The 20,379-nt window shown below is 50.0% G+C and carries 15 protein-coding genes; 8 read left to right on the top strand and 7 right to left on the bottom strand.

Features of this window, described 5'->3' with window-relative positions; translation table 11 throughout:
* The first annotated feature begins 135 nt into the window (after positions 1 to 135).
* Positions 136 to 3,627, top strand: a complete 3,492-nt coding sequence (locus DZK30_RS18045) for a LamG-like jellyroll fold domain-containing protein (RefSeq protein ID WP_118975559.1) — start codon at positions 136 to 138, stop codon at positions 3,625 to 3,627.
* Positions 3,628 to 3,869: 242 nt separating this feature from the next.
* Here the strand turns inward: DZK30_RS18045 and DZK30_RS18050 are convergent, their stop codons facing one another.
* The 3 genes from DZK30_RS18050 to DZK30_RS18060 all read right to left on the bottom strand — a co-directional run bounded on the left by DZK30_RS18050 (position 3,870) and on the right by DZK30_RS18060 (position 10,713).
* Positions 3,870 to 5,921, bottom strand: a complete 2,052-nt coding sequence (locus DZK30_RS18050; protein WP_118975560.1) for an alpha-ketoacid dehydrogenase subunit alpha/beta — start codon at positions 5,919 to 5,921, stop codon at positions 3,870 to 3,872.
* Between the two features lie 226 nt (positions 5,922 to 6,147).
* Positions 6,148 to 10,029, bottom strand: a complete 3,882-nt coding sequence (locus DZK30_RS18055) for a T9SS type A sorting domain-containing protein (RefSeq protein WP_118975561.1) — start codon at positions 10,027 to 10,029, stop codon at positions 6,148 to 6,150.
* A gap of 207 nt (positions 10,030 to 10,236) precedes the next feature.
* Positions 10,237 to 10,713, bottom strand: coding sequence for a hypothetical protein (locus DZK30_RS18060; protein ID WP_118975562.1), 477 nt, complete (start codon positions 10,711 to 10,713; stop codon positions 10,237 to 10,239).
* Positions 10,714 to 11,016: 303 nt separating this feature from the next.
* On the opposite strand from DZK30_RS18060, the gene DZK30_RS18065 reads away from it, so the two are divergent.
* The 4 genes from DZK30_RS18065 to DZK30_RS18080 all read left to right on the top strand — a co-directional run bounded on the left by DZK30_RS18065 (position 11,017) and on the right by DZK30_RS18080 (position 14,439).
* Positions 11,017 to 11,298: a co-chaperone GroES gene (locus tag DZK30_RS18065; RefSeq protein ID WP_118975563.1), complete on the top strand. Its 282-nt coding sequence runs from the start codon at positions 11,017 to 11,019 to the stop codon at positions 11,296 to 11,298.
* 96 nt (positions 11,299 to 11,394) lie between these two features.
* A complete protein-coding gene (gene groL, locus DZK30_RS18070) occupies positions 11,395 to 13,029 on the top strand; it encodes a chaperonin GroEL (protein ID WP_118975564.1) in 1,635 nt (544 codons plus the stop codon).
* A gap of 122 nt (positions 13,030 to 13,151) precedes the next feature.
* The gene (locus DZK30_RS18075; protein WP_205529485.1) at positions 13,152 to 13,823 is read left to right on the top strand and encodes a DinB family protein; all 672 of its coding nucleotides are present in this window, start codon (positions 13,152 to 13,154) and stop codon (positions 13,821 to 13,823) included.
* Positions 13,824 to 13,995: 172 nt separating this feature from the next.
* Positions 13,996 to 14,439, top strand: coding sequence for a hypothetical protein (locus DZK30_RS18080; protein ID WP_118975565.1), 444 nt, complete (start codon positions 13,996 to 13,998; stop codon positions 14,437 to 14,439).
* Between the two features lie 13 nt (positions 14,440 to 14,452).
* On the opposite strand, the gene DZK30_RS18085 is transcribed toward DZK30_RS18080, so the two are convergent.
* Positions 14,453 to 16,426 carry a M1 family aminopeptidase gene (locus DZK30_RS18085; RefSeq protein ID WP_118975566.1) on the bottom strand — a complete coding sequence of 658 codons (1,974 nt, stop codon included), beginning with the start codon at positions 16,424 to 16,426 and terminating at the stop codon, positions 14,453 to 14,455.
* A 202-nt stretch (positions 16,427 to 16,628) separates the two neighbouring features.
* Here DZK30_RS18085 and gloA2 point away from each other — a divergent pair, with 202 nt between their 5' ends.
* Positions 16,629 to 17,018: an SMU1112c/YaeR family gloxylase I-like metalloprotein gene (gene gloA2 / locus DZK30_RS18090; protein ID WP_118975567.1), complete on the top strand. Its 390-nt coding sequence runs from the start codon at positions 16,629 to 16,631 to the stop codon at positions 17,016 to 17,018.
* 15 nt (positions 17,019 to 17,033) lie between these two features.
* On the opposite strand, the gene DZK30_RS18095 is transcribed toward gloA2, so the two are convergent.
* Complete coding sequence (locus DZK30_RS18095) at positions 17,034 to 17,669, bottom strand: outer membrane beta-barrel protein (RefSeq protein ID WP_118975568.1); 636 nt, start codon at positions 17,667 to 17,669, stop codon at positions 17,034 to 17,036.
* Between the two features lie 148 nt (positions 17,670 to 17,817).
* Between DZK30_RS18095 and DZK30_RS18100 the strand changes: the two genes are divergently transcribed.
* The gene (locus tag DZK30_RS18100; RefSeq protein ID WP_118975569.1) at positions 17,818 to 18,219 is read left to right on the top strand and encodes a SpoIIAA family protein; all 402 of its coding nucleotides are present in this window, start codon (positions 17,818 to 17,820) and stop codon (positions 18,217 to 18,219) included.
* A gap of 21 nt (positions 18,220 to 18,240) precedes the next feature.
* On the top strand, positions 18,241 to 18,606 hold the full coding sequence (locus tag DZK30_RS18105; protein ID WP_118975570.1) for a nuclear transport factor 2 family protein: 366 nt from the start codon (positions 18,241 to 18,243) through the stop codon (positions 18,604 to 18,606).
* A gap of 66 nt (positions 18,607 to 18,672) precedes the next feature.
* Here DZK30_RS18105 and panB read toward each other — a convergent pair whose 3' ends face one another.
* Complete coding sequence (panB, locus tag DZK30_RS18110) at positions 18,673 to 19,488, bottom strand: 3-methyl-2-oxobutanoate hydroxymethyltransferase (protein WP_118975571.1); 816 nt, start codon at positions 19,486 to 19,488, stop codon at positions 18,673 to 18,675.
* A 55-nt stretch (positions 19,489 to 19,543) separates the two neighbouring features.
* The gene (locus DZK30_RS18115) at positions 19,544 to 20,365 is read right to left on the bottom strand and encodes an SDR family oxidoreductase (protein WP_118975572.1); all 822 of its coding nucleotides are present in this window, start codon (positions 20,363 to 20,365) and stop codon (positions 19,544 to 19,546) included.
* Positions 20,366 to 20,379: the final 14 nt, after the last annotated feature.

Consider the following 20,379-nt stretch of genomic DNA (forward strand, 5'->3'; position numbering starts at 1 on the left):
GTAAAGAATTATCGTTGAATTGCAAAGCAGCACCTTTATGTAGGTGCTGTTTTTGCTTTTACATCATTTAATTTTTTTAAATTCGATGGTTCACCATTTTTCTAAGGCCCATTAACGACGGACAAACAACCAACGATGAAGCAACTCAACTATTTCCTGCTGGCAGCCGGAATCTTTTTTCTGGCGCCATCTATGCAGGTAAAAGCCCAGGACACGACATGGGTACAGACCTATACCTTCGATTCCCTGTGGACACGCAGGGCAAAATTCTACTTTCCCACAGCCGATGAAAGCTACCGGAAGATCCTGATGTTTTTCAACATCAAATGTTATCCCGACAAGTCGGGCGACGGCAACTATGCCTGCGGCGAGTGGGACTATATCTACTTCAACAGCATTTACGACCATCGCGGGAAGCTGGACTCAACCCTGATGCAGCAACGTTATTTTACAGTAGACGGCCGTAGCAATGTAGACACGTTGCATTACCAGCCGCAGGCGCAGTACGACATTTACCGCTCTTTTCTTTACAATACGGTGATCGACAACCTCAGCAGCAGCAACAGCTATACGCTTGGCGGGTCGGGCGTGGCTATGCCCCATCCTTTTAACCTGGCAGCCGGCCACGAGCGTAGCCAGTTCATCTGGAAAGCCGGCGAGCTAAATACAGCCGGCCTCACAGCAGGTAATATTACCGGCATCCGCCTGAATTTTCAAAATAGCACTGCGGTCCTGAACAATGTGGTGATCCGCATGAAACAGCTCCCAGCCGACGGTTTTACCGTGCCGGCCATGGAAAACGACACCTTGCAAACGGTATACAACTATCACAGAACGATCACCACTGCGGGGATGAACAACTTCCAGTTCAGCAACGCTTTTGTGTGGAACGGTACTTCCAACATCCTGGTGGATATTTCTTTTGAAAATAACGCAGCGGCAGCCGCTAATCCTCTCCTTGGCGAAACAACCACCGCTTCTTCGGGACTGTTCAGCACGGTTACCGACTATGCTATGGGCTCTTATGGTACTACAGGTGGCAACATCCGTTTCCCCGCCTCGCTCAATATGTTTGCGGGCACGGCGCCCCGCACCTACGACCTGTGGATGAACGTGGATTCCTTTATAGCACCCGAGGGCACGCTCTTCAGCGCCGGTCTGCGCGGCACCAACAGTGCAGATTTTACCATGCGCACTACGAGCCCCGACAACAACTACAGGCTTAACCTATGGGGTACCAACGATGCAAGCTTCTCGGGTCCCAATACCAAGAAAGTATGGAAGCACCTTACGGTTACCTATGCCAACGACACCTTCAAATTTTATATGAACGGCAGCCAGGTGTACCTGAAGCGGCGCATCGGACTCAATACGGCAACTGCAGGCGATTTCTTCATGGGAGAGTCGCGGGAGGGCGGTTACTATTACCTGGGGCAGTTCTCGCACCTCCGTATATGGGATAAGGCGCTTTCGGCAGCCGACATACGCAATTGGGTAGGTCAGGATATTACAGCCGCCCACCCCGAGTACAGCCACCTGAAGGCAGATTACCGTATCAATACCGGTATTATTGACAGCGTGCATGACCAATCTTCGTCCCTGCAAGCTTCGGGTGCTGTGAACGGTAACCTGTGGTGGAAAAGGATCAAGGCAAAAGATAGCTATTATGGCGCCCAAAAGCTGAGCTGGCGGCCGCAGATCGTTTTCGAACGCAATACCTATACATCACACCGGGATTCTGTGCCGGTCAGCGATACCGTTTATAACCAGCCGACTTTCGTCCGTTTTTATGAAAACCCGGATGGGAGCTATGTTATCAATGACAATGATCCTGCCAATCCCGGCCTGATCACAAAAAAGCGTCATGTATGGACACATGCCTATACTTATGTTTACCAGAACGGCGCCCTTGTCGACTCCATCCCCAATGCGCTGGATTCGATGTTCGTGAATCGCACCAAGACCTGGTACAGCAATACGGTGAAGTATGAGATCGGCCGCAGCATATCGCCATACGGCAAGCAGCTGGACCTGGGCGGTGGCCGTACCCGTATTCACGATGTTACCGACTATTATTCCTTGTTACAGGATACGGTAGACCTTGAAGTAGGTGGTACACAGGAAATACAGGACGTAAAATTTGCCTTTATCAAGGGTGATCCCCCGGCAGTCGTTAACCGGATCGACCAACCTTGGGGCAAGGGCTGGAACCAGTACAGATATGCTGCGCTTGCGGCAGATACCGCGCTGCGCCCGCTTTCCATACCATTGGACGCCAGTACCGACCAGGTAAAGTTCAGGTCTTATATTACCGGTCATGGCGGCGCCGAGAACAGCGGCCCTGGCTTTCCCAATGGCTGTTGCGAATTCATGTACAACGACCATTTTTACAAAGCCAATGGCCAGGTCATTCATCCGTTCCGTATCCAGCGTGTTGATTGCGGGCTTAACCCCATTTATCCGCAAGGCGGTACCTGGGTATACGACCGCGAAGGCTGGTGTCCCGGCGATATCATTACCGGTCACGACTACAACGTGAGCGCCTATGCCTCCGGCGGATCGATCAACCTGGACTATGCGATTTCTCCCATCCCGGCCGGCAATGCCAACACAGGCAACGGCGTCTATGATGTGGGCCTGCAGGTAATCGAATACAAAACACCCGGCAGGAACAACGATGCCGAGCTATACGATATCCTGAAACCCAGCGATGCCTTTGCGCTGTCCCGCATCAATCCCATCTGTCACACACCGCAGGTAATTATCCGCAACGCCGGTAAAAATCCGCTGACTTCGGCTGTGATCAAATACAAGGTATCGGGCGGCACAGAAGAAACCCTTAACTGGACCGGTAATCTTAAGTTCCTGGATACGGCCAAAGTAGATTTGCCGGTGAGCGGGCTCCCCTTCTGGAGCGGCGACCAGAGCAACCGGTTCATTGCCCGCATAGCCGGGGCCAACGGTGGTACCGACGAATACGCCGGCAACGATGAAGCAACAGCTGCTTTTAACATACCGGATATATTGCCCAACGATAAGGTTGTGATCAAATTCGCCACCAACGCTTCGCCACAGGAAAACACCCTGCGTATCCGCAACAGCCAAGGCAATGTAGTACTGGAGCGCAGCGGGCTCGCGGCCAATACCACCTACCTCGATACCCTCACCCTACCCTGGGATTGCTATACACTGGTGCTCGACGATGCCGGCAACGATGGTCTCTCCTGGTGGGCCAACCCGGGACAGGGACAAGGCAGCCTATCGCTAGTCGACGGTCGCACAGGCACACAGCTCAAAAGCTTCAATGCCGATTTCGGCGTGCAGGTCTTCTATGCTTTCACTGTAGTATTTGGTCTTAGCGTGCCCGAGATCGACCTGAACAAAGATGTGCTGGTCTATCCCAATCCCAACAACGGCAGCTTTACAGTACAGATGCAGGGTTTCAACGGAAAAGTTGACCTGGAGCTATCCAATGCTGTGGGTCAAAAAGTATGGGGCCGGCAGGTAAGCTGCTTGGGCAGCATGACAAAAGTACCTTGCGAGACCAGACTGCCCGCCGGTATTTACCTGATGCGGATGAGCAGCGGCGGCGCTTCCGTGGTGAAAAAGATCGTGATCGAAAGATAAAGCGTATACAGGTCTCGCCTACCTGTCCAAAAGCCTGCGCATGTGCGCAGGCTTTTGTTTGCCGGAAAGATCCCTATTGATACAATATCTGCTCTACGACACCGGAAAAGCTGACCTGTGGCGCTGGCAACGCCTGCAATACCTTAGATGCCCGCAGGAATAGATCTGGCATCAATATATGCAAGCAATAAGCCCCGGTCTGGCGACCGGGGCTTATTGCTTTATGATGTTACTATAGGTATTTAATAATTCAGCAGCCACGCTATTTTCTCCTTCACCTTATCGGCATTGGGCAGCATAGCCGCTTCAAGGCCGGTATTCATAGGCACAGCAGGCAGGTTTAGCGCGCCTATTGTTTGTACCGGCGCATCCAGGTTACGGAAACAATGTTGCGCTATCTTGCCCGAAAGCGCTTCGCAGAAAGAGTTATTGAGCTGCTCTTCGGTGAGCACGATGCATTTACCGTGGCGGGTCACAGCCTCATATACCAGCGCTTCGTCGAGCGGGTACAGTGTACGCAGATCAACAATCTCTACACTTCCCGGGAAATGCCTGGCCGCCGCCTTGGCCCAATACACCCCCATGCCATAAGTAATGATGCAAAGCGAATTACCGTTAGCCATCTGTTCTTCATCGGCCGCCAGCACCACATTTCCTTTGCCGAAAGGCAACACATAATCTTCATCGGGCTCTACGGTGCGGGCCTCATCGGTACCGGGCACCTTGCTCCAGTAAAGTCCCTTATGCTCCAGCATCACTACGGGATTGGGATCGAGGAAGGCCGCTTTCATAAGGCCTTTCATATCGGCTGCATTGGAAGGATAGGCAATCTTAATCCCTTTGATGGTGGCCAGTGTGCTTTCCACGCTACCGCTGTGATAGGGTCCGCCACCGCCATAAGCACCTATCGGTACCCTTACGATCATGTTGACCGGGAACTTACCGCAGCTCAGGTAGCAGGATTTGCTGATCTCGGTCACCAACTGGTTCAGACCGGGATAGATATAATCGGCAAACTGCACTTCCACGATCGACTTCAGGCCCAGTGCGCTCAGGCCTACTGTAGAACCAATAATGTATGCTTCCTGGATTGCGGTATTGAACACACGCGCATCACCAAATTTATCGGCAAGGGTGGCTGCTTCACGGAACACCCCACCCAGCCTGCGTCCTACGTCCTGTCCGAAGAACAGGGCCTCGGGGTATTTCCGTAATATCTCTTCCACCGCATGCAGTGCAGCATCTACCATCACGGTCCGCTCCTTGCCTGCCGGGCTACGGTTTCCTTTTTCTTCAGTAACCGGCGTAGGCGCAAATACATGATCGGACACGGTAGCCGGATCAGGATCGGGCGCTGCCATGGCCATCTCAAATTCCCTTTGTATAAATGCCTTTTCCTCTTCTTCTATCTTATCCAGCTCGGCTTCACTTAAGCCGCGGCTCAGCAGCACCACTCTCAGCTTCGGTCCCGGATCATCTTTATAGTGCTTGGCCAGATCTTCTTCGGTACGGTACCATTCTTTACGTACGCCCGAAGTATGGTGACCCAGCAGGGGCACTTTGGCATGCACCAGTATGGGTTTCCGCTCCTTTCTTACCCAGTCGATGGCCTGCTGCATACCATTGTACGAGGCTTCGAAGTCGCTGCCATCGATCCTTACCCGCTCCAGGCCCTTGAAGCCGGCGGCATACTCGTAAGCATCCATAGTACGTGCCTCGTCGCTGCTCACCGAGATACCCCAGTCGTTATCCTGCACGAGATAGATTACCGGTAGCTCCTTCAGCACGGCAAACTGGAAGGCTTCGCTTACCTCGCCTTCGGTCACACTGCCATCGCCCAGCGAGCATACCACCACCGGCGGTTGCGGAAATTCCTTCAGCTGCTGCGATTCAATATAGGCGATACCCTGCGCCACGCCTGTGGTGGGGATCACCTGCATACCGGTAGCACTGCTCTGGTGAATGATCTGCGGTAGATTGTCCCTGCGGCTATTGGGGTGATTGTAGTAAGCGCGTCCCCCGGTAAAGGGGTCTTCTTCCTTAGCCAGCAGCTGCAGCATCATTTCATAAGGCCGCCAGCCCATACCCAGCATCAGGCTTTCGTCGCGATAGTAAGGGCTGACGTAATCGTATGGCTTCAGCAGAAAACCCGTGGCCAGCTGTATCGCTTCATGCCCCCTGGAAGTGGAGTGTACATATTTACAGACCGGCCGGTTATTTTCATAAATATCAGCCATCGCCCTTGCGGTCATCATGAGGCGGTAAGCTTTGAGCAAAATATCGTTGGAAAGCATGGTTCTTGTTTAATGCGCGCAAAGATAAGCGAAATGCTGCAAGAGGGCTACACGTCTATATTACAGGTTTTACCTATAGATGGCATTCCGTGCTGGTAACCTGGCACTACCGGCAAGCCAGAGGTTTTACATATAAAGACGCAGGCTTAATGTACTGCGTCTTGGGTATCAAGACAACACAAGCTCTATTCCGTCGCGCAGCGTTGCACTTGCATATTATCAATTTTTATTCTTTTCTAACCTTAATTGTTTTGGTCTGTAAGGTATCTATGTACTTAATCAGATAAAGCCCATTTGCAAAATGGCTCATGTTTATTGTCATTTCCTGAGCTACCGGTTGAAGTCTTACCAGTTGCCTCCCGGCTACATCATAAATGATAATCTCAGCACCATCTCCATGGTTCCCAGAGGTTTTCAGCGTAAAATACTGCCTGGTAGGATTCGGATAAACTGTTAAGGCAAATTCTCTGGCTGGACCTACTAATGCTGTCACCGTTTTTGAATAGCCAATGCTATGATCTGCACCCAACATCTTCAATCGATAATAACTAATCCCTTGCCATGGCAATTTGTCAACATATTGGTAATCTGAAGGCCTTTTTTTTGCGCTAACTGTGGTTAGGTAGGTAAATATTTTTCCGTCAGCGCTTCTCTCCAGCTCGAAATAATCGGCTGCCGATTCATTTGCCGTACGCCAGCTTATTTTGTTTACAGTCCCTTCATTATGCGCCGATATGTCAATCAATGTTACTCGCAACGGCACAGACCGTGCACTGTTGCTTGTAAAGTTAGTAGCAAAAAAACCCAGGTAATTATAAATAATATCCGCTTTATTAAGGATAACAGTACCAGGCGTTATAGCACCAGCAGGCATTAATGAAAAACGTATCATGCCCGAAACACCGGGAGCAATGACACCAGGAGAACCTGAAAAAGTAAATTTCAGAACATTTCCTGCCATCGGTACAATAGTATAATTATGAGAGGCACTTAATATCTGCAATGTATTTATATCAAGAAGCGGACTTATAGTATCGAACACAGTAACTACCTGCATCGGCGCGGTGCTTGTATTCTTAAATAAAATTGTATAAACCACAGGCTGCCCGGTTTGCAAGTATATACTATCAGTAACGCCTGTTTTTAGCTGTGGTGCCGCCATTCCGTATACACTATCACACAAAATGAACGTATTATTTACAGCATTCAAGTCGGGTTGCACAGGCATTATTACTGCAGTATTACAAAGGTAACTGCCTGTAGACGGATTGGAATTGAGCATCAAAGCAACTTTTATTGGCGCAGTTCCCAGCGCACTCAAATTAGCAACACTCCAAGTAAGCACCTGCCCGGTTTGCGTTTGTCCAGCTAAGGAAGAGGCCAAGAAGTTTAATGCGGGGTCGAGACTTAGCGATAAGGTGGCAGCGTCTGATGAGCACCCGCTATATTGAGGATAAATATAAACGGTATCAATACTTCCTGGCGTCCAGTAATTATGAGCTGCAATAATACTGTAGTCGCTTGCACCGACAGCACATTGGTAAGGAATATTGTACGTTATATATCCCGCGGCGTTATACATGTAAGTCAAAGTGCTCGCCGGCATACAAGTTGCACTTAAGGACTGGCCATTGGTCAGTTGCTGGGGAACCGTGATATTCACCTGGCTCCCTTCAGCTGCATTAAAATAAATATAGCCATTGATATCAGTTACGGCATTAAAGGTCTGCCCGTTTGCTGTTACCACTACTGTAATATTGGTCAGGGCCGTCTCATTGCCTTGCTTGGTACAGTTACCGTTAAGATCTGTAAACAGCCTGGCTTTTGGCACTTCACAAGAATGGGATACAATCAGGTTAGTAGTATAGGTATATTTATACACTGCCGAATCATTTTGACCTTTGATGAGCCAATAGCCTGGACAATAGGTTCCGTAGCTGTAAGTTGTTATCGGCCCCGCGGTATAATAGTAAGCAGAAATGGAGTTAAAGGGATCGGGGAACAAGAAACTAACCGTGTCCGGTTGACCACCCATACCATCGAAATAAGCAAAATAAAATTGATTCTGCTCGTTACGGTTGCCCCAGAGATGCCCTTTGAGCGTAGGGGTAAATACGCTGTCGCAAGGCCGGATATTACTCACTTCAGGAAAGACGTTGTAGCCGTTCGTCAGACCCGCACCGACTATAGTTACACTATCGATAAGCGGTATTTCGTAATAGCCGGTATCGCGTTGCAATATAGGCCAGGAACATCCTGGCGTAAAATAACGAGAATAATACCCTTTGCCCAATTGAGACGTAGCGCTAAGTACTATTTCGCGTAAGGTATCGTTACTGGCCGATATACTGAAACGCAAAGTCTCATTATCCAAGGCAACAGGGTATAGATTATAGCTACATGCAGCCATGAAATTCTGGATGAAAGCCTCTCCTGTATCTCTTACACAATTCCTATTCGCATCATAAAAAGCTTTTATTTTTGCTACACCACAATTGTTGATCTGGAAATTCTGTCGCAAAGTATCTGCGTAAGTATCATCCCACTTTTTGACAATGAAAGTCCCCTCCAGGTTATAGCCAGTAGTGTAGATTACCTTCTGGAAATAAAAGGTGAGTGTGTCATTTATAGGGGGAGCTATAGCAAAAGAATCCACCTGGCCGTCGCTGTAGGAAGCGATCAGAGAATAAACTGTGCCGGGGCCACCGCCAACCGTCTTAGTGTGTAATGCCAGTAACAATGTGTCGCCCTTGCATCTACTTCCATTCAGATTCTCATCGACGTCCAGGGATGCGATATCGATCCCGCCTTTATAAGCAAAATCCACACTATCCAAAGCGTCGGTAATGTAGGAGGGACTGCAATCCGCTGCTTCAGCAATATTATCAAAATAGTTGTAGTAGCCGGGACCGTATTGGGTAGTATAACCAAATTGCGGATCCCGATATACTGTGTCTCCGGGCCATACCAGAGTTGTAATGGTACCATCAGTGTTCTGCTGATAAGGGTTGCTGCCGTTACGGGCTACAGAATATAGCGTGTAGTTGTCGGCGTTATCTGCCAAATTGTAAAGGAACTCTCCTGGAGTCTTTAGACAATCATTGTTTTCATCACTAAATCCGGTGATTCTTACCGGATGACAATTCGCGAAACTTAATGTCTTTGGTAATGACATTAAAGGCCCATAGTAATTTTCGTTGTACAGGTAAATTCTTGCAGTCACCAATCCGTTAACGCCGTTATATAAATGGCTGAAATTCTGATAGCCGTTAGTTGTAAAAAAATTACTGGTTACCCCATCACCGAACGTAAAGTTGACCTGCCAGCTTCCGAAAGTGTTGGATTCGGAATTGACGTGGAAAGGAAAATCAACTAGGGAGCCGTTACAAATCATAGTATCCATATAATCACCAAACATCGTCAGTGCTACATTCTGCCCGCTATACAGACGAACGGGGATACTGTAATTGGAAACCGCGCCTGTAATAGGTGTAATTGTGTTGCACGCGGTTTCGACATAAGCATTGGCAAAATCAAAAGTTCCCGTTTGAGGTAATAAAGACTCGCCCGGATATACAGGCAGTTTAAACTTCCCCAAGCTATCGAGATACACCTTTCGGCTAGTGCTACCATTAAAAAAATTATGATACCGATTAGCACATCCTAGTTCCGCGTCATCTTGGACGCAATTCTGAATACAATCATAAAATACTGTACCTGATGCTTTAACACAGTTACCTATAGTCACGTTTAGCTGTACACTATCATGCAACACATTTCCAAGATCACGTACATAAGCTTTGACAAGATAGCTACCGTTGGCGGCATACTGATGCTGCCCCTGAAAAATATAGGAGCTATTATAGCTGCTTGTCTGAAAGGTATAAGTGCCTGTACTTCCGTCCCCGAAATCGAAATCGACATAATAATTCAAATTTTGATTGTTGAGCGCAAACAGCGCACAGGAAAAGGAGGCAGTATCTAGAACAGAGCAAATGCCGCCATCGGCAATCAACGGTCCGTTAATCGTATACTGCGGCGGTTGCGAAAAACTTCCGAAGCTGAACAAAATGCAAGCAAACAAAAAAGAGAAATACTTTAATAGCATGGCAATTTTTGGATTAAGATGTGCAAAAATATGACATAAATTAACAATTAATATTATTTCTCTTGGTAATCTTTGTGTCTAAATCATTTTAAAAAAGCCGCCCTGTCGGGCGGCTCAGATGTGTCCGGGTACCTTGGAGCAAGCGTTTCCCTTTGAGAACATCGGCATATTTCCCATGTGCAACATGCAAACGGGACTCATGATCGTCTATTTTATCTTTATACCCACTTTGGCGGCATAGGTCCGCTGTGCGGTCTGAGCATCGGATTCACCGGTATTAATCTTGTTTACGGCAGCATTAAAAGCTTCGATGGCTTTGTTGTATGCTTCTACATCTTGGCTGCCATTCAGATTGAGCAGCTTTTCGGCAGCGGGCACATAATCTGTCTTCACGATCTGGAACATCTTTAACACTTTTTCGTGAAAATCTTTGGCCGCTTCAGAAGGTTTTAGGCCATTCATGACACTGATACAACTGTCAGTGCTTTTGGTAATACTTTTCAATTCAGACATGGATTTTTCTTTATCTGTACCGCTGCTTGCCGCTGTTACTTTGGAAGCAAAATTGGTAGCATAGGCGGTATACATATTGGCTACCGTATCATTGTACTTCTTTTCGCTCATCTGGCTACAAGCGCTGAACAGCACGAGCGCGGCGGCAAGAATAAAAATGCATTTTTTCATAATTTATCAGTTTTTCGGTGTAAAAATACTTTTATACTCCCGGGGCCCCTGCCTTTCTTTCACATGCGTGCTTTTCAACTAAAAATTTGTCGGCAGAAAAAAGAAAAGCGTTTTTCTATCTGCCAGCTGCAGGCATCGCTGTGCAATTTTGGCTGTCAACCGTTACAAGTGGCTGTTATTCCTGAAAAAATGGCAAGATTTGCCGGTTGGCACATTTTTGGAGGGCCATTCTGTTGCAGGGTTGTAGGGTTTACAGCCGCAGCATACATTTCCAAACAATTAATATCTATAATCAATCTTTTTATGGCTAAGAAAGCTAGCATTACCCCGCTTCACGACCGAGTGATCGTAAAACCGGCTGCCGCTGAAACGAAAACCGCAGGTGGCATCATTATCCCCGATACTGCTAAAGAAAAACCCCAGCGCGGCGTTGTTGTGGCAGCAGGTCCCGGTAAAAAAGACGAGCCCGTAACCGTTAAAGCTGGCGACACTGTGCTTTATGGCAAATATGCCGGCACCGAGATCACTGTCGAAGGTGAAGACCTGATCATCATGCGCGAAAGCGATATCCTGGCAATTGTATAACGTAAAATGAAAATTAAAAATGCAAAAGGATACCCTTGCTGCATTTCAGATGCTCATTTTTTGAATTTTTACTTTTAAATTCTGAATAAAAATAAAATGGCTAAACAAATCCTTTTTAATATTGACGCCCGCAACCGGATGAAGAAAGGCGTTGACACCCTGGCAGATGCCGTCAAAGTAACCCTGGGCCCCAAAGGCCGTAACGTAGTGATCGAAAAGAAATTCGGCGCTCCTTCTGTAACCAAGGACGGTGTTACCGTTGCTAAAGAGATCGAACTCGAAGATCCCATTGAAAACATGGGTGCTCAAATGGTGAAAGAAGTGGCCAGCAAAACGGCCGATATCGCCGGTGACGGTACTACTACTGCTACTGTACTGGCACAGTCTATCATCTCCGAAGGGCTGAAGAACGTTGCCGCAGGCGCCAACCCTATGGACCTGAAGCGTGGTATCGACAAAGCTGTAACTGCTGTAGTAGCCAACCTGAAAAAACAAGCCCAGAAAGTAGGCAACGACAACCAGAAGATAGAGCAGGTAGGTACCATTTCTGCCAATAACGACAATGAGATCGGTAAGCTGATCGCTGAAGCGATGGCTAAAGTGGGCAACGAAGGCGTGATCACTGTAGAAGAATCCAAAACTACCGATACCAAAGTAGAAGTAGTAGAAGGTATGCAGTTTGACCGCGGTTACCTGAACCCCTACTTCATTACCAATACAGAAAAAATGCAGGTAGAAATGGAGAATCCTTTCATCCTGATCTTTGACAAAAAGATCAGCACCATGAAAGATATCATCTCTATCCTGGAAAAAGTGGTACAAAGCGGCCGCCCGCTGCTGATCATCGCCGAGGACGTAGAAGGCGAGGCCCTCTCTACCCTGGTACTGAACAAGCTGCGCGGTTCCCTGAAAGTAGCTGCCGTTAAGGCTCCCGGCTTTGGCGATCGCCGTAAGGAAATGCTGCAGGATATCGCGGTATTGACCGCCGGTACCGTAATCAGCGAAGACCTGGGCTACAAGCTGGAAAATGCCGACTTTACTTATCTCGGTCAGGCCGAAAGCATTACTATCGACAAAGACAACACCACTATCGTAGGTGGTAAAGGCAAAAAAGCCGACATCAATGCCCGCGTAACCCAGATCAAATCCCAGGTGGAAACCACTACTTCCGATTACGATCGCGAAAAGCTGCAGGAGCGCCTGGCTAAGCTGAGCGGTGGTGTAGCGGTACTGTATGTAGGTGCTTCCACTGAAATGGAAATGAAAGAAAAGAAAGATCGCGTTGACGATGCTCTGCACGCTACCCGCGCCGCAGTAGAAGAAGGTATCGTAGCCGGTGGTGGTACTGCCTTTATCCGTGCTATCGATGGCCTGGCCAAGCTTGAAGGCGCCAACAACGACGAGCAGACCGGTATCGCTATCGTACGCCGTGCGCTCGAAGCACCTCTCCGCACGATCGTGGAAAACGCCGGACTGGAAGGTTCTATCATCGTTCAGAAGATCAAGGAAGGCAAAGCCGACTTCGGCTTCAATGCCCGTACCGAGCAGTTTGAAAAGCTGTTTGCTGCCGGTGTGATCGACCCGACCAAAGTAAGCCGCGTAGCCCTGGAAAATGCTGCTTCTATTGCCTCTATGTTGCTGACCACCGAATGTGTGATCGCCGACAAGCCCGAGCCCAAAGGCGGCCCTGCTGCCCCGGCTATGCCAGGTGGTATGGATATGGGTTATTAATCGATCTTTCGATAAAAGCTTATATAAGACAAAGGCTCCGGATTATTCCCGGGGCCTTTGCTCTTTTAAGAATTCCTAAGGCCTGAATGTGCTACCTTAGCCGGGTACCAAAAACACCCGTTATGACCACAACAGTCCCTCATCGCGATCGCAGAAGCTTCCTGAAACATTCTGCGGCACTCACACTGGGCCTCACCTTCCTTGGCCGCCTGGGCCACGCCGCAGCCCCCGTTCCCGCTGATGATGAAGAAGGCCTGCTGACCATAGGACCACTAAAAGGATATACGCCGCAGATAGGCACCCTGGTTTCGATGCTTAACTACAACCGGGATACCATTGTGAGAGCCGTAAAATCGTTGACCATGGAACAGCTGGACTACCTGCATGACGGCCATGCCAATACCATAGGCGCTCTGGCAATGCACCTTGCCGCCGTAGAAAAATACTACCAGATCAATACCTTTGAAGGCCGGCAGGAATTCAGCGCCGAAGAAAGCAAACTATGGCATGCCCCCATGTCGCTGGGTAAGGACGGCCGGGCCAGCATCAAAGGCAAAGACGCCCCGTACTACCTGGATCTCCTGGGTTCGGTGCGGGCCCATACCCTCGAAGAGTTCAAGAAAAGAGACGATAAATGGCTGCTGGCCAAAGATCCTGTATGGTCTAAACCCGGAGAACCGGTCAATACTTATTGGAAATGGTTCCATGTATGCGAGCATGAATCCAACCACCGCGGACAGATCACCTTCCTGAAAAAAAGGCTCCCCGGCGCCAAGGTTGATGATGGAGAATAACCTTGGAAAAGCGTTCCTGCTGTTCTAGTCTCAAAAAAGAATACTTAAGTCTGCTGAACCAACAGCAGGCTTTTTTATGTCGTCTATAATTTTACCGGGCTGGCACGTTTACTTTTTATAACACTTAACATCCGGCCATCAATAAAGAACTATAGCACGAATACCCCCCACCATGAAATCACAACACATCACCGGCGCCCTGCTCCTACTTGCGGTTGCCTTCAGCGCCTGCACCAAGAACACCTGTCCGGCCTACTGGCAATACCCCGGCTGCCACTCACCGGAACGGGAAAGATTTTACGGCCTATATCGCGGCACTTCCCTGCTGGACGATAGCCAGCAGACGACAACCCAATGGCAAATGCAGGCCGGCCCCGAAATAGGCCAGCTCAGCATGGCGCCCGACCTGGTGCTGCAACTTGACGAAAAGGACCCGAGGGTGTTCACGATCAAAGACCGGTCCCTTATGGGCAATAACCGGTATATCCGCAGCAAAGGCTCCAAGGGATTTTTCAATGGCAGCGAGGTAACTATGGAGTTCTGGGCCGATGAGGGCTCATCGGTTGTGCCCGGCGAAAAGCTGATCCATTATACCTTTACCGGCACCAGGCAGTGAGCAGGGCACGGTATTAAAGCCGGAGCAGCTTCAACGTTTGCTTTACAGCCCCCTCATTATTTACCTTAAGCAAATAAAGTCCCCGCGAAAGGGTGCCGGCGCCAATCCGTATCGCGGTGCTGTTGCCATTGGTACCCTGCCATAGCCTTTTCCCGGCAATATCATATAAAACCAGGCGGCAACCGGTAGGTATTCCTTCCAGCAGCCAGGAATCGGCCGTGGGATTGGGATAGACCAGGTATAAGCTCGTATCGAAGCCTTGCAGGGACAAGAGCGAATGATCGCGGCGTATACTGTCGGTGCGCAGCAACACATGATGTTCGGGATCCAGGGCTATGCTGTCTACCGGCCGGTTCCAGGTAAAGGCAAAGGTCTCTGCCGGTTGCCTGTTATCGGCGCGCACTATGGTATCGCCACCGGAGCCATAGATTCTTATAGGCAGCGGCGTACGGAACAAAGCGACCGAAGCCGGGGCCGAGCCGGCTTGTTCCAGGTGCACCAGCACCTGGTCACCCACCTGGTTCCAGCGCGCCTGGTACACAGGGTAACCCTGCCCGTAGATCCATTGTGTGAAAAAGGTATCCAGGTTGCGCCCCAGGAAGCTTGCCGCCACCGCTTTGATTTGCTCGGTACCGGCAGTACCATAGGCATATTGCTCCTGGTAGCCTTTCAGCATAGCGAAGAACAAGGAATCGTTATCAAAAACATACCGCAGCGTATGGGCTATCACAGCGCCTTTGCAATAGCTGAGCTGGTAGCTGAATATCCTGCCCGTAGCGGTAGTGTCGGCACAGTATACCGAACCATCCGGAATGCTCCGGGCCTGGTCGTGCAGGGCACTCATGATCGCGGCGCCTGAAACCGCACCTTCGGCATGCGACCTGAAGAGATAATCGAGGTAAGTCGCCATCCCCTCATTAAGCCAGATATCGGCCCAGGAGGCGCAGGTCACATGATCGCCAAACCATTGGTGGCCCAGCTCATGCGCCACCAGGGAGGTGCCGAAATTGTTGAGCGTGGTCATGGTCTGGTGCTCCATTCCACCGCCCAGCGGCGTAGTGCAGTGGCCGTATTTTTCTTTCCAAAATGGATAACGGCCAAAGAGTCCGGAGAAATAGCGGACCATTTCCGCCGTAGCATCCATGCCGGGCTTATACGAGGTGAAAGCCCCCGTATCGCTGTAAATATAATTCTGGACCAGCATCGAATCGGTGCTGCCGTCGAAATGCATATAGTACGAGTAGTCGGTATAGGGACCTACCGCCACCGAGATCAGGTAGTAGTCGATGGGATAGCGGCTCTTCCACTCAAAACGGGAACGGCCGCCGGGCAAAACCGTGATCTGCTCCAGCTTGCCATTGCTCCCGGCTTTCAGACTTTCCGGTACGGTGATCCATACATCGGAGGAATCGATCTTGTCGGCCAGCGATTGCTTCACCGGCCACCAGTCGCGGGCAAAGTAAGGTTCGCTTAAGGTATAGGTGATCGACTGGTGCCATTCGGGAGATACTTCGGTACGGATACCTGCCGAAAAGAAACCTGCGCCGGCTGCTGGCTGTCCATGGTAATAAACAAGAACTTCCAGGAGCGCGCCCGGAGGCAAAGTCGAGGGAAGGCTCACCTCACGCAGGGACCCCGCCGTAGCTACCGGTAGCATAGCCCCGTTGAGCCGCAACGAATCGATGGTATAACCGTCCGACAGCTCAAATACATAATGTTCCAGCGGCGCATCGCGGACCACGGCCCTGGTATAGGCATTACCGGAGAGCTGCGGACTAAGATTGTCCAGCACAACATCCAACTTGACATAACGGACATCGTATGTTTCTTCCCGCGGGTCGGCGACATAAGGAACAGAAGAAGCCTGCTGCTTGTAGCGGCTGCAATGGCCATAAGAGGCGTCCTCCGTCTGGGCGCCGGCAGACAGCGCCATACCGCAGGCAACTGCAACGGAAAATATCTTCTTTCGTAAAAATGCCGGGATCATTGACAATAAAGGTATTTAAAAATACCTGATCGGGGTTGTGATAAAGCGTCATTTTCCCACCACCTGCCCTTATTAAGATCCGGTCGGCGTCGTCCGCAACAGCAAAGAAATTTCAGACCTGCAGAAAAGTTCCGATATTTACGAGAGGAAGACCAAAGGGCATTGTCGCCCCCCAGTCCGTTTTTCTCCCTTAAATAAAATTATGCTCCCGGTCTCCGGCATCCACCATATTGCACTTATCTGTTCGGATTACGAACGCTCGAAGCAATTCTATACAGAAATCCTGGGGCTCACAGTCATTAACGAAACATACCGTGCAGAACGACGTTCGTACAAGCTCGACTTGGCGCTCAACGGCGTCTATATACTCGAATTATTTTCCTTTCCCGATCCGCCGCCAAGGCCAAGCAGGCCCGAAGCCACCGGTTTAAGGCACCTGGCCTTTGCCGTTACTGACCTGGCGCTTACCATAAGTTTGCTGCAAGCAGCGGGCATCGCCACAGAGCCCGTACGCACCGATGTGCTTACCGGCAAGCGTTTCACCTTTATCGCTGATCCCGACGGGCTGCCTATCGAATATTACGAGCAATAGAGCTGCTGGCTTCGGCTACCATTTGAACGATAGGCCTACGTTCAGCGCGCTCATCTTATCGGGTCCGAACTCAAAATAAGCACCAAAGCCACTGACGATATAGTAACGGGCGCCCAGCCGCAAAGAGAACACACCGGTATTATCACTCACCTTGGACTCGGTGCCGGTACCATCGGTGGGCTGCGACTTAACACTTACCGTTTTAAAACCCAAACCGATACCGGCATAGCAATCCAGGTTTTCCACCTGGATCAGCTTGTTAAAGTGGTAAAAGCCGTTGACCCCAAAGCTCAAAGCATTGGTACGGTAGTCCTTCGGCGAGGCTTTATTCATCTGGTCTTTAGCGTAGGCATAGGCGCCATAAACGCCCAGCCCTATAGCATCGGCAAGGCCGTACTCGTACTTCAGGTATATGGGCCCTACATTGGTATGGCTGATCTTTTCTTCCAGGTTAACATTGAGATAACCCGTACCGGAGGTGTTTCCCAGCCCATAGCCAAATGTCAGGATCTGCGTACCCCGGTCGAAAGTACCATTATTCCTCTCCTTATAGGGTTGATCGTAGAAATCGACGGGTGTTTGTGCATGAAGCGCAGCATTACTTCCCAGTAACACCATGCACAGGGCGCCGGTTAGCTGTGCGGTAGTCATAAAGTTTCTTTTTGGTTAAAGAATGGTGTCTGGCGATAGGAAAACAGGAATCTGACAGCCGCGACCGGCCATCTTATCATATCTTAATTTCAAACAATTGATCTATTCGATTGTTGGAAGATAATATACACGAGAAAGAACATATTCTATGATAGAGCCATTGATGAATCTACCAGGCAATGTTGTGGGCTTCAGGGCAACGGGAAATGTGACCAGGGAAGATTTTGAACAGGTTGTATTGCCAGAGGTGGAACGCCTGGTTGCGAAGACGGGTAAGCTGAATTACCTGCTGATCCTGGATACCCCCTTAAAGGAATTTACTTTCGGCGCCTGGATGCAGGATGTGCTGCTGGGTATCAAACACCTGACGCAATGGAACCGTGCTGCGATCATTACCGACTCGGCAGGGCTGCAGCATTTTACCAGGATCTTCAGCGCGCTGATGCCCGGAGCATTCAGGGGTTTCGACAAGCTGGATATTGATGTTGCCGTCGATTGGGTGTCGGAAAAAAGCGATGACACGAAAGGGAAAATGGATTTTAACGGATAGCTTTGCCCTCAAAAAAAGGGAATGACAAAAGCATTACAACATGAGCACATTGCCCGGCAATGGTTTGCAGCGTTCAACGCGCATCAGTTGGAACAGTTGCTGTCGCTGTACGACGAACAGGCGCAGCATTACAGCCCGAAGCTAAAGCAGCGGCAACCCGAAACCGAGGGTCTGATCAAAGGAAAGGCTGCATTAAGGGCATGGTGGCAGGATGCCTTTGAGCGCCTGCCGGGCCTGCACTATGAAGTTACCTCCCTTACCGCTAACGACGACAGGGTCTTTATGGAATATATACGGCAAGTACCTGGTGAAGAAGATATGCGGGTAGCGGAAGTGCTGGAGATAGGAGACGGCAGCATACTGGCGTCGAGGGTATACCACGGCTAAAAGGATACCAATGGAACTACATACAAATAAAACAGGGCTGCCCCGGATAGGACAGCCCTGCTGCTTTTAATATTGTTCCTGCTCGTTTGGAAAATCTTTACTCTTTATATCGCTGATGTACTGTCCTGCAGCCTTTTTGATATCATCGTAAAGGTTCAGGTAGCGGCGGAGAAAGCGCGGCGAAAAATCTTTGGTAATGCCCAGCATATCGTGCATCACCAGCACCTGGCCGTCGACATGCATCCCGGCGCCAATGCCGATCACCGGTATCTTCAGCTCCTCGGCGACGCGCTTACCCAATGTAGCCGGTATTTTCTCCAGCACCAGCGCAAAAGCACCGGCGTCCTGCACAGCATGGGCATTGCGGATCAGCAGCTCTGCCTCCTCCTCTTCTTTTGCCCTCACGCTGTAGGTACCAAACTGGTAGATCGACTGCGGTGTAAGACCCAGGTGGCCCATTACGGGTATGCCGGCCGATACGATGCGGGCTATGGACTCGCACACCTCGGCGCCGCCTTCCAGCTTCACAGCATGCGCGCCGGACTCTTTCATGATGCGGATAGACGAGTTCAGGGCTTCTTTGCTATTGCCCTGGTAGGTGCCGAAGGGCAGATCACAGATCACAAAGCAGCGCTGGGCGCCTCTCACCACACTCGAGGCCAGGAAGATCATCTGGTCGAGGGTAATGGGCAAGGTGGTCTCATGCCCGGCAATCACATTGGATGCCGAGTCGCCGATGAGCAGGATATCGATACCGGCTTCATCAAATATTTTGGTGAAAGAATAGTCGTAGGCGGTCAACATAGAGATCTTCTCCCCGCGATCCTTCATTTTTTGTAACGTGTGGGTCGTTACGCGTTTTACTTCGCTGTGCACCGACATAATTATCGCATTTTTGAGGGTGTAAATGTACCTTTTTTCAGTAAAGCGGCAAGCTTTACAGGAAAAGGTCCTTTTGCAGGCTGCCGCCCGGATTTACCGCATAAGGACTGAAGTCGGTGACACCGGCTTCGCCCAAAATAACCTCGTCCAGCAATTGACGGCCGGTGAGCTTACCTGGTCCCTGCTGCAGTATATGAAACACCGCATCAGCCAGTATATCGGGCTTACGGCTCCGCTGCATCAGGTATTCACCGCCCAGCAGGTTGTTTACTGCAGCCGTTGCGATGGTGGTTACCGGCCACAACGAATTGGAAGAGATACCGTCTTGCTTAAACTCCTCGGCCCAGCCCATGGCCATCATGGTCATGTTGTATTTGCTCAGGGTATAGGCAATGTGTGCGCCCAGCCATTTGGGCTGCAGGTCTACCGGCGGCGACAAAGTGAGGATATGCGCATTCTTTGAACGCAGCAAGTGTGGCAGACAGTGCTTTGTCACCAGGAAGGTGCCACGCACATTGATGTCATGCATCAGGTCGAAACGCTTGCTCTCGGTATCTTCGGTATTGGTGAGCGAGATGGCCGAGGCATTGTTGATCACGCCGTCGATACCGCCAAATGCCGATACTGTCTGCGCTACAGCATCCTGTATCATCTCTTCCATACGGATATCGCAGTGTACGGGCAGTGCTTTGCCGCCGGCCTTTTCAATTTCTTCAGCCGCAGAAAATATAGTCCCTCCCAGCTTCGGATTTTCCTGTACCGATTTGGCAGCGATGGCAATATTGGCGCCTGCCGCAGCGAGCTTCAGCGCTATTGCCTTACCAATACCCCGGCTTGCGCCGGTAATGAGAAAGGTCTTATTTTGGAAAAGAGACATAAGATCTTGTTGTA

Source organism: Taibaiella koreensis (assembly GCF_003545715.1).
GTDB lineage: Bacteria > Bacteroidota > Bacteroidia > Chitinophagales > Chitinophagaceae > Taibaiella > Taibaiella koreensis.

Coding starts and splice junctions, on each gene's coding strand:
- groL (WP_118975564.1), top strand. CDS start 11,395: ATGGCTAAACAAATCCTTTTTAATATTGACGCCCGCAACCGGATGAAG.
- DZK30_RS18045 (WP_118975559.1), top strand. CDS start 136: ATGAAGCAACTCAACTATTTCCTGCTGGCAGCCGGAATCTTTTTTCTG.
- gloA2 (WP_118975567.1), top strand. CDS start 16,629: ATGCTCCCGGTCTCCGGCATCCACCATATTGCACTTATCTGTTCGGAT.
- panB (WP_118975571.1), bottom strand. CDS start 19,488: ATGTCGGTGCACAGCGAAGTAAAACGCGTAACGACCCACACGTTACAA.
- DZK30_RS18065 (WP_118975563.1), top strand. CDS start 11,017: ATGGCTAAGAAAGCTAGCATTACCCCGCTTCACGACCGAGTGATCGTA.
- DZK30_RS18055 (WP_118975561.1), bottom strand. CDS start 10,029: ATGCTATTAAAGTATTTCTCTTTTTTGTTTGCTTGCATTTTGTTCAGC.
- DZK30_RS18105 (WP_118975570.1), top strand. CDS start 18,241: ATGACAAAAGCATTACAACATGAGCACATTGCCCGGCAATGGTTTGCA.
- DZK30_RS18060 (WP_118975562.1), bottom strand. CDS start 10,713: ATGAAAAAATGCATTTTTATTCTTGCCGCCGCGCTCGTGCTGTTCAGC.
- DZK30_RS18075 (WP_205529485.1), top strand. CDS start 13,152: ATGACCACAACAGTCCCTCATCGCGATCGCAGAAGCTTCCTGAAACAT.
- DZK30_RS18080 (WP_118975565.1), top strand. CDS start 13,996: ATGAAATCACAACACATCACCGGCGCCCTGCTCCTACTTGCGGTTGCC.
- DZK30_RS18085 (WP_118975566.1), bottom strand. CDS start 16,426: ATGATCCCGGCATTTTTACGAAAGAAGATATTTTCCGTTGCAGTTGCC.
- DZK30_RS18100 (WP_118975569.1), top strand. CDS start 17,818: ATGATAGAGCCATTGATGAATCTACCAGGCAATGTTGTGGGCTTCAGG.
- DZK30_RS18115 (WP_118975572.1), bottom strand. CDS start 20,365: ATGTCTCTTTTCCAAAATAAGACCTTTCTCATTACCGGCGCAAGCCGG.
- DZK30_RS18050 (WP_118975560.1), bottom strand. CDS start 5,921: ATGCTTTCCAACGATATTTTGCTCAAAGCTTACCGCCTCATGATGACC.
- DZK30_RS18095 (WP_118975568.1), bottom strand. CDS start 17,669: ATGACTACCGCACAGCTAACCGGCGCCCTGTGCATGGTGTTACTGGGA.